Origin of the sequence: Streptomyces sp. NPDC007929, assembly GCF_042959065.1 — a bacterium.
Taxonomy (GTDB): domain Bacteria; phylum Actinomycetota; class Actinomycetes; order Streptomycetales; family Streptomycetaceae; genus Streptomyces.
Genome location: NZ_JBIBKD010000004.1, coordinates 402419 through 417362 on the forward strand (window position 1 = coordinate 402419; position 14944 = coordinate 417362).

Below are 14944 nucleotides of genomic sequence, written 5' to 3' on the forward strand. Positions count from 1 at the left end.
TTCCCAGACCCTGTGGTGTGTGACATGGTACTGACGTGAGCGAGTCGCTGACCTGCGATGTCGTGGTGGTCGGAGCCGGTGTGGTCGGCGCCGCCACCGCCCTGTACGCGGCCCGCGCCGGCCTGGACACCGTCGTGGTGGACCGGGGCCCGGTGGCCGGCGGCACGACCGGGGCGGGGGAGGGGAACCTCCTCGTCTCCGACAAGGAACCCGGACCGGAGCTCGAACTGGCCCTGCTGTCCGCCCGGCTCTGGGCCGCACTGGCCCGGGAGGGGCTGGGCCCGGCCGTCGAGTACGAGGCCAAGGGCGGTGTCGTCGTCGCCGGTACGGACCGGGCCCTGGCCGGGCTGGAGAAGCTCGCAGCCGAACAGCGCGCGGCCGGTGTGGAGGCCGTCCCGGTGCCGCCCGACCGGCTCACCGACCTGGAGCCCAGCCTCGCCCCGGGCCTCGCGGGCGGCGTGCACTACCCCCAGGACGCCCAGGTGATGCCCGCCCTCGCGGCGGCCCAACTGCTGCGCGCCTCCAAGGCCCGGGTGCGCACCGGCCGCGAGGTGACCGCGGTCCTGCGCGGCCCGGGCGGTGCGGTGCGCGGCGTGCGCACCGACCGCGGCGACCTGCACGCGCCCGCGGTCGTCAACGCGGCCGGTACCTGGGGCGGCGAGGTGGCGGCCCGCGCCGGGGTCCTGCTGCCGGTACGGCCCCGGCGGGGTTTCGTGCTGGTCACCGAACCGCTGCCGCCCCGCATCCGGCACAAGGTGTACGCCGCCGACTACGTGGCCGACGTCGCCAGCGACTCGGCGGCGTTGCAGACCTCCCCGGTGGTCGAGGGCACCCCCGCCGGACCGGTCCTCATCGGCGCCAGCCGCGAACGGGTCGGCTTCGACCGGTCCTTGTCCCTCCCGGCGGTGCGCGCGCTGGCGGCCGGGGCGACCGCGCTCTTCCCGTTCCTCGCCGGGGTCCGGGCCATACGGACGTACGCCGGCTTCCGGCCGTATCTGCCGGACCACCTGCCCGCGATCGGCCCCGACCCGAGGGTGCCCGGGCTCTTCCACGCCTGCGGGCACGAGGGCGCGGGCATCGGGCTCGCCACCGGCACCGGGCATCTCATCGCCCAGGCGCTGACCGGGCGGACGCCCGACCTGGATCTCGGCCCGTTCCGGCCCGACCGCTTCACCGAGGAGGCCGAGTGAACCCGCTGGAGCTGGCGGGGGCCAGGCCCGGCCCCGCCTTCACGGTCACGTTCGACGGACGTCCGGTCGAGGCGCTGCCCGGTCAGACGGTCGCCGCCGTGCTGTGGTCGGCAGGCGTGACGTCCTGGCGCTCCACCCGGGGCGAGGCCCGTCCGCGCGGGGTGTTCTGCGGCATCGGCGTCTGCTTCGGCTGCCTGGTGACCGTCAACGGCAGCCCCAATCAACGGGCCTGCCTGGTGCCGGTGCGGCCCGGGGACGAGATCGGCACCCAGGACGGCACGGGCCATGAGGAGAGCGGCGCCGGTCATGAGGAGGCCCGTCATGCGGACTGACCTCGTAGTGATCGGCGCCGGACCGGCCGGGCTCGCCGCCGCCCTGGCCGCCTCGGCTCGCGGTGTCCGGGTCGTGCTCGTCGACGCCGCCGCGCGGACCGGCGGGCAGTTCTACCGGCAGCCCGCCGCCGGGCTCGGTGCCGGGCGGCCCGAGGCGTTGCACCACCAGTGGCGGACCTGGGAGCGGCTGCGGGACGGGCTCGAAGCCAGCGCCGTAGGCGTCCTGACGGAACACCACGTGTGGTGCGTGGAGCGGACGTCGGACGAATTCACCGTGCACGCCCTGCTCGGCCCGGAGCAGGAGGAGCCCGCCGAGGTGCACGCGCGCGCCGTGCTCCTGGCCACCGGCGGCTACGAGCACGTACTGCCCTTCCCCGGCTGGACCCTCCCGGGCGTGGTCACGGCCGGGGGAGCCCAGGCCATGCTCAAGGGCGGCCTCGTGGTGCCGGGGCACCGAGCCGTCGTGGCCGGGTCCGGGCCACTGCTGCTGCCCGTGGCGACCGGGCTCGCCGCGGCCGGCGTCGAGGTCGCCGCACTCGTAGAGTCCACCGCCCCGGGCCGCCTCGCCCGGCACGCCCCCGGCCTTTCCGGCAAGCTCCTCGAGGGCGCCGGACACGCCGCCGGGCTGCTGCGCCACCGCGTCCCCGTCCTCGCCCGGCACACCGTCGTGCGCGCCCACGGCGAGGACCGGCTGACCGGCGTCACCGTCGCCGCGCTCGACACCGACGGGCGGGTCCGGCCCGGCAACGCACGGCACCTGCCCTGCGACACCCTCGCCGTCGGCCACGGCATGCTTCCGCACACCGACCTCGCCGAGAGCCTCGGCTGCCGGCTCGACTCCCTCACCGTGGCCGTCGACCCCGAGCAGCGCACGAACGTGCCCGGCGTGTGGGCGGCGGGCGAGGCCACCGGCATCGGCGGCGCCGCCCTGGCCCTCGCCGAGGGGCACATCGCGGGCTGCTCGGCCGCCGCCCACCTGCGCGGCACCACCCCCGGTCCGGCCCCCGCCGCCCTCCAGGCCCGCGGCAGGCTCCGGCGAGCGGCGGCCGCCCTCGAAGCCGCCTGCGCGCCGCCCGCCCACTGGCCCGAACAACTCACCGACGACACCGTGGTCTGCCGTTGCGAGGAGGTCACCGCGGGGTCCGTCCGCGAGGCCCTGGACCTCGGAGCGGGCGACGAACGCACCGTGAAGCTGCTCACCCGGGCCGGGATGGGCTGGTGCCAGGGCCGGATGTGCGGCACCGCGGTCGCCGCTCTCGCCGACCGCGCACCCACCCCGGCCAGGCGCCCGTTCGCCCGGCCCGTACCGCTCGGCGTCCTCGCCCGGCAACACCCCCAGGAAGGACAGTCATGACCGAACACCGCCCCTGGCGCGGCGTCCTCGTCGCCACCGCGCTGCCGCTGAACGACGACCTCTCGGTGAACCACGACCGGTACGCCGAGCACTGCGCCTGGCTGGTCGACAACGGCTGCGACGGCGTCGTGCCCAACGGCTCCCTCGGCGAGTACCAGGTGCTCACACCCGAGGAGCGGGCCCGGGTCGTCGAGACGGCCGTCGCCGCGATCGGCGGGGAGCGCGTCATGCCCGGCGTCGCCGCGTACGGGTCGGCGGAGTCCCGGCGCTGGGCGGAGCAGGCCGGCGAGGCGGGCTGCCGCGCGGTGATGCTGCTGCCGCCGAACGCCTACCGCGCCGACGAGCGCGCCGTCCTCGCCCACTACGCCGAGGTCGCCCGGTCGGGCCTGCCGGTCGTCGCCTACAACAACCCGATCGACACCAAGGTCGACCTCGTCCCCGAGTTGCTCGCCCGGCTGCACGGCGAGGGCCACATCCAGGCGGTGAAGGAGTTCTCCGGAGATGTCCGCCGGGCCTACCGGATCGCCGAACTGGCCCCGGAACTGGACCTGCTGATCGGCGCCGACGACGTCCTGCTGGAGCTGGCCGTCGCGGGCGCCAAGGGCTGGGTGGCGGGCTACCCCAACGCCCTGCCCCGAACCTCGGTGGAGCTGTACCGCGCGGCCGTCGACGGCGACCTCGACACCGCGCTGCCCCTGTACCGGCAGCTGCATCCGCTGCTGCGCTGGGACTCACGGGTGGAGTTCGTCCAGGCCATCAAGCTGTCCATGGACATCGTCGGACGGCACGGCGGCCCCTGCCGTCCGCCGCGCGTACCCCTGCTGCCGGAGCAGGAGGCGGCGGTCCGCGCCGCCACGGAGAAGGCCGTCGCGGCCGGAGCGAGCTGAGACCATGCGCAGCCGACTCGTCCTGCACGCCGTCGACTCGCACACCGAGGGCATGCCGACCCGTGTGATCACCGGCGGCATCGGCACCGTCCCCGGCGCCACCATGAACGAACGGCGGCTGTGGTTCCGTGAACACCGCGACGACGTCAAACAGTTGCTGATGAACGAGCCGCGCGGCCACTCCGCCATGAGCGGCGCGATCCTCCAGCCGCCGACCCGGCCCGACTGCGACTGGGGTGTCGTCTACATCGAGGTCTCCGGCTATCTGCCGATGTGCGGGCACGGCACCATCGGCGTGGCGACCGTGCTCGTCGAGACCGGCATGGTCGAGGCCGTCGAGCCGGTCACCACCATCCGGCTGGACACCCCGGCCGGACCGGTCGTCGCCGAGGTGGCCGTCGAGGACGGGGCGGCCAAGTCCGTCACCCTCCGCAACGTGCCCTCCTTCGCCGTCGGCCTGCACCGCGAGGCGACCCTCGCCGACGGCCGGACGGTGACGTACGACCTCGCCTTCGGCGGCAACTTCTACGCGATCCTGCCGCTGGAGCAGTTCGGCCTGCCCTTCGACCGCGAGCGCAAGGACGAGATCCTCGCGGCCGGCCTGTCCCTGATGGCCGCCGTCAACGCCGCGGGTCCGCCCGTCCACCCGGAGGACCCCTCCATCCACGGCCTCCACCACGTCTACCTGGCCGCCCCCGGCTCCGACGCCCGCCGCTCCCGGCACGCCATGGCCATCCACCCCGGCTGGTTCGACCGCTCGCCCTGCGGCACCGGCACCAGCGCCCGCATGGCCCAGCTGCACGCCCGGGGCGAACTCCCGCTGCACACCGAGTTCGTGAACGAGTCCTTCATCGGCACCCGGTTCACCGGCAGACTGCTCGGCACGACCGAGGTCGCCGGACACCCGGCCGTGCTGCCCAGCTTCACCGGACGCGCCTGGATCACCGGCACCGCCCAGTACCTGCTGGACCCCGAGGACCCGTTCCCGGCGGGCTTCGTCCTGTAGGCACCCCGTACGCGCACACGAGAGGAACCCCGACCGCCATGGCCCCGCAGCACACCCCCGCCCTGCCCGTGCTGGGCAGCAGGAAGCCCAGCCACCGGGAGCGGGTCGCGGACGCGCTGCGGGCCGCCCTGATCGCCGGTGAACTGCGGCCCGGCGAGGTCTACTCGGCCCCCGGCCTCGCCGCCCGCTTCGGCGTCTCCGCCACGCCCGTGCGCGAGGCGATGCTCGACCTGGCCAAGGAGGGCCTGGTCGACACCGTGCCCAACAAGGGCTTCCGAGTCACCGCCGTCTCCGAGCAACAGCTCGACGAGTACAAGCACATCCGGGCCCTGATCGAGATCCCCACCACCGCGGAACTGGCCCGCACCGCCGACCCCGTCGCCCTGGAAGCGCTGCGTCCGGTCGCCCAGGAGATCGTCACCTCCGCCGCGGCCGGCGACCTCATCGCCTACGTGGAGGCCGACCTGCGCTTCCACCTCGGCCTGCTGGCCCTCGCGGGCAACGGCCATCTCGTCGACGTCGTACGCGACCTGCGACGCCGCTCGCGGCTCTACGGCCTGACGGCACTGGTCGAACAGGGGCGGCTGGAGGCGTCCGCCGAGGAGCACCTGGAGATCCTCGACGCGCTGCTCGCCCGGGACGAGGAGGCCGTACGAGCCGTGATGGCCCGGCACCTCGGACATGTCCGGGGCCTGTGGGCCGCGCCCCGAGGGATGACCGCCGGGCCTGACGGGTCATCGCCGGGCCTGAAGGGTGACCGCCGCGCCTGACCGGTGCCGTCCCGGTGCCCGGGAGACCGAGCCCGGGACGGCGTATCGGTGGCCGGTTCACAGGTCCAGCACGAGCCGCTTCCCGCGGCAGCGGGACACACAGATCAGCATGGTCTCCCCGGACGCGCGCTCGTCCTCGGTCAGCACCGAGTCACGGTGGTCCGGCTCGCCGTCGAGGACGTCCGTCTCGCAGGTGCCGCAGGTGCCCTCGGTGCAGGAGTACAGCACCTCGACGCCGGCCTCGCGCACCGTGTCGAGCACGGACACGTCCGGGGCCACGGTGAGCGTCCGGCCGCTGCGCGCCAGCTCCACCTCGAACTCGGTGCCGTCGCCGCTCTCCCGCTCCTTGGGACGGAACCGCTCGACGCGCAGCAGCCCGGACGGGCACCGGGCCTCGACCGCGTCCAGCAGCGGTCCGGGCCCGCAGCAGTAGACGAGCGTGCCGTCGGCCACGTCGTCCAGCACGGAGGACAGATCCAGCAGGCCCGTCTCGTCCTCGGGCGCGATCGTCACCCGGTCCCCGTAGCGGGCCAGTTCCTCGCCGAACGCCATGGAGCCGCGGGTGCGCCCGCCGTACAGCAGCGTCCACTCCGAGCCCGCCGCCTCGGCCGCCGCCAGCATCGGCAGGATCGGCGTGATGCCGATGCCGCCCGCGACGAACCGGTAGCGGGGAGCGGGCTCCAGGGCGAAGTTGTTCCGGGGACCGCGCACCCGCACCTCGGCCCCCTCGCCCAACCGCTCGTGCACATGGACCGAACCGCCCCGCCCGGCGCTCTCGCGCAGCACCGCGATCCGCCAGACCGACCGGTCCGCCGGATCACCGCACAGCGAGTACTGCCGCTCCAGACCGGGCTCCAGCAGGACGTCGACATGGGCACCCGGTTCCCAGCCCGGAAGCGGCTCACCCAGCGGATGGCGCAGCGTCAGGGCGAGCACTCCCTCGGCCGCGAACTCCTTTTTCGCAACGACGAGTTGGGCCTCGTGTACGCTCATGAGCTGTTTCCTCGTGGCTCGTCGACCGAGTGCCCCTGCGGATGGGCGAGCATCCACTCCCACATCTCGACCGGGTCCTGCGCGGTGTGCTCGCGGCCGCAGTGGCAGGTGCCGTGCAGCGTGTCGGTGCCGGGCAGCCAGTCGATGCGGTAGATCTCGCCGGTCGGAGCGGTCACCGGACCTGCTCCACGGGCTTCTCGCCCTGCTCCACCAGCCGGGCCAGGATGCGGCGGGCGGCCAGACCACCGGTGTCGATGTTGATGCTCAGCTCCTGATAGCCGGTGCGTTCGGTGCCCAGGGTCTTCTGCAGCAGGTTGAGCGCGGTGACGTCCTGCATCACGACCGTGTGGTTGTTGCCCCGCAGGAACTCGGTCACCTCGGCGTCGTCCGTCGCCCAGTCCCGGGAGACCGCCCAGAAGTCGTAGACCGTGCCGTCGCCGGACGGCGTGATCGCGTACGTGATCTCGGTGTGGAAGCCGTTCGGGTCGCTGCCGTCCGCCTCGGGCAGCACACCGACCGGGGCGATCCGGCTGTGCAGCAGATACAGACAGGGGGCGTGGTACTCGATGTCCTGCCAGCGGGTGATCCGGCCCTCGATGCCGGTCGACCTGGCGTAGAACGGCGGGCATGCGGCGTCGTCCATGTGCCGGCTCACCCGCACGATTCCGGCGCCCTCGTCGACCTCGGTGGTGATCGGCGTCTCGGCGACCTCGGGCGTGCCGATGTAACCGCCGTGCAGATACGTCTCGTGGGACAGGTCGAGGAGGTTGTCGACGAGCAGCCCGTAGTCGCAGTCGATCGGCTCCATGCCGCGTACGGTGACCCAGCCGGGGGAGTCGAGGTGCCGCGCCCGGGGGATGGACCGCGCGTCGGCGAGGGCCGGGTCGCCGATCCACACCCAGACCAACGAGTCCTGCTCGACGACCGGGTAGGAGGCGATCCGGGCCGTGCGGGGCACGCGTTTCTGCCCGGGCACGTACACACACGTACCGGAGGTGTCGTACGTGAACCCGTGGTACCCGCACACGATCCGGTCCCCGTCGAGCCGCGTCGGCGCCTGTGACAGCGGATACCGGCGGTGCACACACCGGTCGTGCAGCACGACCGGCGTCCCGTCCTCCTCGGTGCGGTACAGCACGAGCGTCTCGCCGAGGATCGTCCGGCCGAGCAACTCCCTCCCGACCTCGTGACTGTAGGCGGCGACGTACCACTGGTTCCTGGCGAAGGCGGTCATGTGAGGCATGGGCGCTGGCTCCCGTCTCTGGTCGTGCCGTCATCGTCGGGGCGGCCCTCCGGGCACCGCAACGGCCCTTCCGTCAGGCGGAAGGTACGTTTACAGCGTCAGCGGTTTCCGCGTCAAAAAGTGAAATCGAAACGGAATTCCGGGGTTTATTGTCGCGGACGGTTGTCCTAGTCTGGATGCATGGAAAAGACAAGGACGCAGTTCTACGTAGTCAAGCGCGGTGACAATCTCACCAAGATCGCGCAGATGCATCACGTGACCTTGGATCAGATTCTGGAGTGGAACCCACAGATCAAGGATCCCGACATCATTCGCCCCGGCCAGAGAATTCGCGTGGCCCCTCCCGAGGAAACGGATGGTGATGGCGAGTGCGAGCCCTTTCCAGGGGCAGACTTCTTCCAACCGTCAGTGAGCGATCCCATCATCGAGGCCATGGGCTACCGCCTCATCGAGGAGGACTGCTCCATGTACTCCGGCGGACCCGACTCGACCTGGAGTTCCTCGGACCAGAAGTCGTACGCCAAATGGCAGCGCAAGCTCGGTTTCAGTGGCCCTGAGGCCGACGGCATTCCGGGGCGGACGTCCTGGAACAAGCTCCATGTGCCCGCAGTGCACGGATGACCGGAACCGAAAGCCGGACGGCCCGTATGCGCAGCCGAAGGACAGGTCGGCGCAGCGGGCCGCCACGGACTGCATGGCGCGCCCGCGCCAGAGCTCGCATCTCCTATCTCGAAGCCGAGCTGGAGTATGAGAGCGGCCGACTTCCGGCGGGTGACCGGACAGCGCTCGTCGAGGGAATGCGAGGCCATCTGGAAAAGGCCCTGAAGGCCGCGGACGAGGATTTCGGATGGCATAAGCTGTGGTCGGGGTCGGCCGCCCGTGAGGGCGTTTGCTCGAATATCCGCAACGCCGAGGTGCTGCTGATTCAACTGGTTTCCGACGAAGAAGCCGCGGGCCGTGTCAGTGAGGTCATGGCGCTGGTCAAGGACCATCTGGACGCGGACGACCCACGGCGGGTCCGGCTCGCCCTGCGACTGCGTGCCATCATCTCCGGCGACATCACGGCGAGCGACCGGGACCTCATGGGCCGGGCACTCGACGCCGCCTATCGCAGCCTGGACGACGAACTGGCCCGGGTGCGCAGCCTGCGCAACATCCTCTGGGCGGCGACGGTCCTGGTGATGATCGGGGTGGTGAACCTGGCCCTCTATGGATGGTTCTCGCCCAGTTCGCTGAGCCTGTGCTTCTCACCCGTGGGCGGCTCCGGAAGCTCGGTCACCGTCGTGTGCCCCACCGCCGAGTTCCACAATCAGCCGGCCGACACCGACCCGAGCAGCCTGGCCCGCACGACGGACATCCTCACCGTCGAGATCGCCGGACTCGCGGGCGCCGCCCTCACCGTCATCGCGTCGCTGCGCCGCATCCGCGGCACCGACGCCCCCTACATGCTGCCCCTGGCGTCGGCGGTGCTGAAGCTGCCCACCGGCGCGCTGTCGGCATTCCTCGGGCTGCTGCTGATCCGCGGCGCCTTCGTCCCCGGGCTCAGCGACCTCGACAGCAGGGCGCAGGTCCTCGCCTGGGCCGCGGCATTCGGCGCCGCTCAGCACCTGGTGACGCGTCTCGTCGACGACCGTGCCCAGATGACGCTGTCGGAGGTCGGCCGGACCACCGACGCCGTGGTCAACCCCGAGCGGGTCGCCGTCCGGGAGGGGCAGTCGGCACCCGCCCCCGGATCGCCCGACGGCGCGGGACCCGACGACAAGCCGCACGGCCCCGAGGGAAACGGCGAGCCGGTCCCCGACGGCGCACCCCCTCACCGCCGCAGCGGCGCGTGAGCCGTCTCCGGAAGCCGCAGATACACCACCGACGACACCAGGCAGAGCACCGCGACGTACCAGGGGAACAGCCCCGCGTGCCCCATCTCCTTGAACAGGGTGCCGACGTACGGGGCCGTGCCGCCGAACAGGGCCACCGTGAGGGAGTAGGGGAAACCGATGCCCGCCGCGCGGACCCGGGGCGGGAAGATCTCCGCGTTCACGGCCGCGCTGATCGAGGTGAACCCGGTCAGCAGCACCATGCCCGCGCACTGCACCAGCAGCAGCACGGCGAACGAGTCCCGCAGGACGTGCAGCAGCGGCACGGCGAGCAGCGCGAAGCCCAGGCCGAAGAAGAGCAGCAGGGGACGGCGGCCGAAGCGGTCCGAGAGCAGCCCGCCGAGCGGTTGCAGCAGCGCGAAGAAGGCCAGTGAGATCGTGCCCGCGAGCAGCGCGTCCGACTTCTCGATGCCCGCGTTGAGTTCGGCGTACGTCGGCAGGTACGACGTCCACGTGTAGTAGGCGATGGTGCCGCCCGCCGTGATGCCGCCGATGAGGAGCGACTCGCGCGGGTGCCGCCGCAGCGCCTCGAACAGGCCCGGGCGCGGCGCCTGCTGCTGCTCGGCGCTGCGGGTCTCCTGCGCGCCCCGCCTGATCCAGAAGCCGACCAGGCTCAGCACGGCCCCGAGCACGAACGGCACCCGCCAGCCCCAGCCGTTCATCTGCCCGTCGCTCAGCGTGTCCACCAGCAGTGCGGCGATGCCGGAGGCGACCAGCTGCCCCACGGTCGTCGACACGTACTGGAAGCTGGAGAACAGCCCGCGCCGGCCGGGACCCGCCGACTCCACCAGAAACGTCGTCGAGGCCGCGAACTCGCCGCCCACGGACAGGCCCTGGAGCAGCCGGGCGAGCACCAGGATCACCGGCGCCAGCACGCCCACCGAGGCGTAGGTCGGGGTGAGCCCGACCAGCAGGCTGCTGCCGCCCATGAGCAGGATGGTGACCGTGAGGGCGGCCCGCCGTCCGTGCCGGTCCGCGACCGCGCCCATCAGCAGCCCGCCCACCGGCCGCATGAAGAAGCCGACCGCGAACACCGCGAACGTGGACAGCAGCGGCACGAGCGAGTTGTCCGCGCCCTTCGGGAACACCTGGGCGGCTATGTAGGTGGCCAGGAACGTGTAGGCGTACCAGTCGTACCACTCGACCGCGTTGCCCACGGAGGCGGCGAGGAGCTGGCGAACGGGCCGTTTCGTCGGCGGGGAAACCGTCTGCGTCTTCGTCACGCCCCTCACCCTCCCCTGAGGACGTCCCGGCACACCCTCCGTACCGGCGACTTTCACATGAGTGTCACGCGCCCCTTCCTTGTCGTTTGGTGTCCCTGAAACACTCCTTCCGCGCAGATTCCGTCACGCTCCGGCCGTCCCGTACCTCAGGATGAGAGGTCTGTCCTTCATGTCCGAAGTCAACCGGCGCCGCTTCCTCCAACTCGCGGGTGCCACCACGGCCTTCAGCGCGCTGTCCGCCAGCATCCAGCGTGCCGCCGCCCTTCCGGCGAACCACCGCACCGGGTCGATCGAGGACGTCGAGCACATCGTCGTCCTCATGCAGGAGAACCGTTCCTTCGACCACTACTTCGGCACCCTGAGAGGCGTCCGCGGCTTCGGCGACCCCCGCCCCGTCACTCTCGACAACGGCAAACCGGTCTGGCACCAGGAGAAGGACGGCAAGGAGATCCTGCCCTTCCACCCGGACGCCGACGACCTCGGCATGCGATTCCTGGAGGGCCTGCCGCACTCCTGGCCCGACGGCCACCAGGCCTACAACGGCGGCAAGTACGACCGCTGGGTGCCCGCCAAGGGCACCACGACCATGGCGTACCTGACCCGCGAGGACATCCCGTTCCACTACGCCCTCGCCGACGCCTTCACCGTCTGCGACGCCTACCACTGCTCGTTCATCGGCTCCACCGACCCCAACCGCTACTACATGTGGTCCGGGTACACCGGCAACGACGGCGCCGGCGGCGGCCCGGTCCTGGACAACGCCGAACTCGGCTACGGCTGGACGACCTACCCCGAGCGGCTGGAGCGGGCCGGCGTCTCTTGGAAGATCTACCAGGACATCGGCGACGGCCTCGACGCCAAGGGCTCCTGGGGCTGGATCCAGGACGCCTACCGCGGCAACTACGGCGACAACTCACTGCTGTACTTCGACACGTACCGGAACGCCCGGCCCGGCGACCCCTGGTACGACAAGGCCCGCACCGGCACGAACGCCAAGGCCGGTGACGGCTGGTTCGACCGGCTCCGTGCCGACGTCAAGGCCGGCACGCTGCCGCAGATCTCCTGGATCGCCGCCCCCGAGGCCTTCTCCGAGCACTCCAACTGGCCCTCGAACTACGGCGCCTGGTACATCGCCCAGGTCCTGGACGCCCTCACCGCCAACCCGGAGGTCTGGTCGAAGACGGCGCTGTTCATCACCTATGACGAGAACGACGGCTTCTTCGACCACGTGGTGCCGCCGCTGCCGCCCGAGGACGCCTCCCGCGGCCTGTCCACCGTCGACGTCTCCCCCGACCTCTTCCCGGGCGACGCCAGGAACACGGCCGGACCCTACGGCCTCGGCCCCCGGGTCCCGATGCTGGTCGTCTCCCCCTGGAGCAAGGGCGGCTACGTCTGCTCCGAGACCCTCGACCACACCTCGATCCTGCGGTTCATGGAGCGCCGCTTCGGCGTGCGCGAGGGCAACATCTCGCCCTGGCGCCGGGCCGTCTGCGGCGACCTGACCGCCGCCTTCGACTTCTCCCGCAAGGACCCCCGCCCGGCCCCGCTGCCCGGCACCGACGGGTACGAGCCCCAGGACCGCGAACGCCATCCCGACTACAAGCCCGTCCCGCCCGCCGACCCGCGCATGCCCCGGCAGGAACGCGGTCTGCGCCGCTCCCGGCCGCTGAAGTACGCCCCGCGCGTGGACGCCTCGGTCGACGCGGAGGCCGGGAAGCTCACCCTCACCTTCGCCTCCGGCGCGAAGGCCGGCGCCGCCTTCCACATCACCTCGGGCAACCGCGCCGACGGCCCCTGGATGTACACCACCGAGGCCGGCAAGACACTCTCCGACACCTGGAACTCGGCGTACTCCGGCGGCTCCTACGATCTGACCGTGCACGGCCCCAACGGCTTCGTACGGGTCTTCAGGGGCGCGAACAAGGTCACCGGCTGCGAGGTCACGGCACGCCACACCGGTGACGACATCGAGCTGACCTTCACCAACCAGGGCCCCCGCACGGCCCGCCTGAAACTGACCAGCGGCTACGGCGGCAAGCCCGCCACCGTCACCGTCCGCCCGGGCGCGAAGGTCTGCCGGACCCTCGAACTCGCGGGCAGCCGCCGCTGGTACGACCTGACCGTCACCGCCGAGGGCGACCAGGCGTTCCTGCGGCGGTTCGCGGGACACGTCGAGAACGGGCAGCCGGGGGTGAGCGACCCGGCGATCGTCACCGCGTAGCGGGAGCGAGGTGCCCCGGATCGTGCGGCCGGGGCACCAGCACCGGTTCGGCCGTCGCCGAGCCGGGCTCCAGAGCGAGGACGGCGGCCACCGGATGGTCGTCGTCCACCGCGGCGGCCGCGGGCACCGGCCGACTGAGCAGCACCACGCCCCACGACGCCAGACCCGCCCCGGCGAGCGCGAGCAGCACACCCGCCGGGCCGCCCTGGAGGCGTTCGCCCAGCAGCGACAGCCCGATCACCGCGGCGGTCAGCGGGTTGGCCAGGGTCACCATCGCGAGCGGTCCGCCCAGGCCGCCCCGGTACGCCGTCTGCGACAGCAGCAGCCCCCCGGCCGCGAAGGCCGCCACGAGCAGGGCCACGCCGACCACCTGGACGCTCAGCACCGGACCTGACCGGTCCGTCGCGGCCACCGTCACCGTCTGTGTGAGAGCCGAGGCGACCCCCGAGGCCAGTCCCGACGCGGAGGCGTGCCGCAGCCCGGGGCGGGCGCCCGGCCGGGACAGCACCCCGATGAGGGCCGCGGTGGCGCCCGCCACCGCCAGCGCCTCGGGGACGCTCAGCACATCGTCCGGCTCCGGCCCCGACGCCGTGACCAGGATCGCGCCCAGGCCCAGCAGCGTCAGCGCCGTGCCCTTCCACTCGACCGCGCTCACCCGCCGGCCCGCCAGCCGCGCGCCCATCGGCACCGCCGCGACCAGGGTGAGCGCGCCGAGCGGCTGCACGACGGTCAGCGGACCGTAGCGCAGGGCCACGACGTGCAGCAGCGCGGCCGAGGCGTTCAGCCCGACCGACCCCCACCAGGCGCCGGTGCCGAGCAGCCGCAGCGTGCCGGCGCCGGGGGAGCGGGACGCGAGCCGCTCCTGGGCGACCGCGGCGCCCGCGTAGGCGACGGCGGAGACGAGGGACAGCGCGACGGCGATGATGACGGCGTTCATCGGCCCGCTCCGGCGAGTGCCGGCTCGTCCCGCTGGGCAGGTACGAGGGCGGCCCGATGCCGGTCGGCCTCCGGCGCCGCGCGCCGCGGCACGGGGATCACCGCGAGCGCCAGGCCCAGCAGGGCCGCGGCGACGATCGCGTCCAGCCAGTAGTGGTTCGCCGTACCGACGATCACCAGCAGCGTCAGCAGCGGATGGGCCGCCCAGAGCCACCGCCACCGGGAGCGGGTCGCGGCGATCAGCCCGATCGCCACCATCAGAGCCCAGCCGAAGTGCAGCGACGGCATCGCCGCGAACTGGTTGGACAGGGAGTCGGTCGCGGGATCGCCGTACACCGAGGGCCCGTACAGCCGTGCCGTGTCGACCAGGCCGGTCGCCGCCCACATGCGCGGCGGGGCGAGCGGGAACAGCAGGTGCAGCGCCAGCGCGGCTGCGGTGACCGCGGCCAGCACCCGGCGGGCCCAGACGTAGTGGGCCGGGCGGCGCAGATAGAGCCAGACCAGGAAGGCGGCGGTGGCCGGGAAGTGGACGGCCGCGTAGTAGGTGTTCGCGAGCTGCACCAGGCCGTCGCCGTGCAGCAGCAGGGACTGCACCGCCCCCTCGCCGGGCAGGTGGACCGCTCGCTCGAAGTCCCACACACGGTGCGCGTTGTGGAAGGCCTCACCGGTGTGGCCGGTGGCCAGCTGCCGGCCGAACTTGTAGATGAGGAAGAGCCCTGCGACGAGCAGGAGCTCCCGGACGAGCGGCGGTCGCGCTATCGCGTCGGACCCCGCCGGCGCAGGCTCGGTGCGGGCATTCATCCCCCGGCCCCTTCGGTGACGGTGGTGCTGTTATCGGTACGAGAGCGTACCGATACGCCAGTGTACCGATACGGCTGCGTACCGGTACACTGGCGTATCGATAGACGTGGAACA

Annotated in this window: 15 protein-coding genes; 9 read left to right on the forward strand and 6 right to left on the reverse strand. The window is 72.4% G+C overall.

Features of this window, described 5'->3' with window-relative positions; all coding sequences use genetic code 11:
* Positions 1–35 precede the first annotated feature (35 nt).
* From ACFZDE_RS15395 to ACFZDE_RS15420, 6 genes are read left to right on the forward strand one after another with little or no spacing between them, the layout of a single operon-like run.
* Complete coding sequence (locus ACFZDE_RS15395; protein ID WP_391200196.1) at positions 36–1190, forward strand: FAD-dependent oxidoreductase; 1155 nt, start codon at positions 36–38, stop codon at positions 1188–1190.
* Positions 1187–1522: a 2Fe-2S iron-sulfur cluster-binding protein gene (locus tag ACFZDE_RS15400; protein WP_391200197.1), complete on the forward strand. Its 336-nt coding sequence runs from the start codon at positions 1187–1189 to the stop codon at positions 1520–1522. Before ACFZDE_RS15395 ends, ACFZDE_RS15400 begins: the two co-directional genes overlap by 4 nt.
* The gene (locus ACFZDE_RS15405) at positions 1512–2876 is read left to right on the forward strand and encodes an FAD-dependent oxidoreductase (RefSeq protein WP_391200198.1); all 1365 of its coding nucleotides are present in this window, start codon (positions 1512–1514) and stop codon (positions 2874–2876) included. The genes ACFZDE_RS15400 and ACFZDE_RS15405 overlap by 11 nt, the downstream gene beginning before the upstream one ends.
* Positions 2873–3763 (forward strand): dihydrodipicolinate synthase family protein, encoded by an 891-nt coding sequence (locus tag ACFZDE_RS15410; RefSeq protein WP_391200199.1) that lies wholly within the window; start codon positions 2873–2875, stop codon positions 3761–3763. Before ACFZDE_RS15405 ends, ACFZDE_RS15410 begins: the two co-directional genes overlap by 4 nt.
* A gap of 4 nt (positions 3764–3767) precedes the next feature.
* The gene (locus ACFZDE_RS15415; RefSeq protein WP_391200200.1) at positions 3768–4769 is read left to right on the forward strand and encodes a proline racemase family protein; all 1002 of its coding nucleotides are present in this window, start codon (positions 3768–3770) and stop codon (positions 4767–4769) included.
* A gap of 38 nt (positions 4770–4807) precedes the next feature.
* Positions 4808–5539, forward strand: coding sequence for an FCD domain-containing protein (locus ACFZDE_RS15420; protein ID WP_391200201.1), 732 nt, complete (start codon positions 4808–4810; stop codon positions 5537–5539).
* A gap of 57 nt (positions 5540–5596) precedes the next feature.
* Here the strand turns inward: ACFZDE_RS15420 and ACFZDE_RS15425 are convergent, their stop codons facing one another.
* The 3 genes from ACFZDE_RS15425 to ACFZDE_RS15435 are packed head-to-tail and all read right to left on the reverse strand — an operon-like array spanning position 5597 to position 7775.
* Positions 5597–6532, reverse strand: a complete 936-nt coding sequence (locus ACFZDE_RS15425; protein WP_391200202.1) for a 2Fe-2S iron-sulfur cluster-binding protein — start codon at positions 6530–6532, stop codon at positions 5597–5599.
* A complete protein-coding gene (locus ACFZDE_RS15430) occupies positions 6529–6708 on the reverse strand; it encodes a hypothetical protein (protein ID WP_390995763.1) in 180 nt (59 codons plus the stop codon). The genes ACFZDE_RS15425 and ACFZDE_RS15430 overlap by 4 nt, the downstream gene beginning before the upstream one ends.
* Positions 6705–7775: a Rieske 2Fe-2S domain-containing protein gene (locus tag ACFZDE_RS15435; RefSeq protein WP_390995766.1), complete on the reverse strand. Its 1071-nt coding sequence runs from the start codon at positions 7773–7775 to the stop codon at positions 6705–6707. Before ACFZDE_RS15435 ends, ACFZDE_RS15430 begins: the two co-directional genes overlap by 4 nt.
* A gap of 180 nt (positions 7776–7955) precedes the next feature.
* On the opposite strand from ACFZDE_RS15435, the gene ACFZDE_RS15440 reads away from it, so the two are divergent.
* Together ACFZDE_RS15440 and ACFZDE_RS15445 are read left to right on the forward strand one after the other, a co-directional pair.
* On the forward strand, positions 7956–8396 hold the full coding sequence (locus ACFZDE_RS15440) for a peptidoglycan-binding protein (protein WP_391200203.1): 441 nt from the start codon (positions 7956–7958) through the stop codon (positions 8394–8396).
* Positions 8397–8746: 350 nt separating this feature from the next.
* Positions 8747–9610 carry a hypothetical protein gene (locus tag ACFZDE_RS15445; RefSeq protein WP_391200204.1) on the forward strand — a complete coding sequence of 288 codons (864 nt, stop codon included), beginning with the start codon at positions 8747–8749 and terminating at the stop codon, positions 9608–9610.
* On the opposite strand, the gene ACFZDE_RS15450 is transcribed toward ACFZDE_RS15445, so the two are convergent.
* Entirely contained in the window at positions 9589–10872 is a 1284-nt protein-coding gene (locus ACFZDE_RS15450; RefSeq protein ID WP_391200205.1) for an MFS transporter, read from the reverse strand. The genes ACFZDE_RS15445 and ACFZDE_RS15450 overlap by 22 nt on opposite strands.
* 169 nt (positions 10873–11041) lie before the next feature.
* On the opposite strand from ACFZDE_RS15450, the gene ACFZDE_RS15455 reads away from it, so the two are divergent.
* Positions 11042–13093 carry a phosphocholine-specific phospholipase C gene (locus tag ACFZDE_RS15455; protein WP_391200206.1) on the forward strand — a complete coding sequence of 684 codons (2052 nt, stop codon included), beginning with the start codon at positions 11042–11044 and terminating at the stop codon, positions 13091–13093.
* On the opposite strand, the gene ACFZDE_RS15460 is transcribed toward ACFZDE_RS15455, so the two are convergent.
* The gene (locus tag ACFZDE_RS15460; protein ID WP_391200207.1) at positions 13083–14030 is read right to left on the reverse strand and encodes a hypothetical protein; all 948 of its coding nucleotides are present in this window, start codon (positions 14028–14030) and stop codon (positions 13083–13085) included. The two genes, ACFZDE_RS15455 and ACFZDE_RS15460, sit on opposite strands and share 11 nt — an antisense overlap.
* The gene (locus tag ACFZDE_RS15465; protein ID WP_391200208.1) at positions 14027–14830 is read right to left on the reverse strand and encodes a phosphatase PAP2 family protein; all 804 of its coding nucleotides are present in this window, start codon (positions 14828–14830) and stop codon (positions 14027–14029) included. The genes ACFZDE_RS15460 and ACFZDE_RS15465 overlap by 4 nt, the downstream gene beginning before the upstream one ends.
* Positions 14831–14944: the final 114 nt, after the last annotated feature.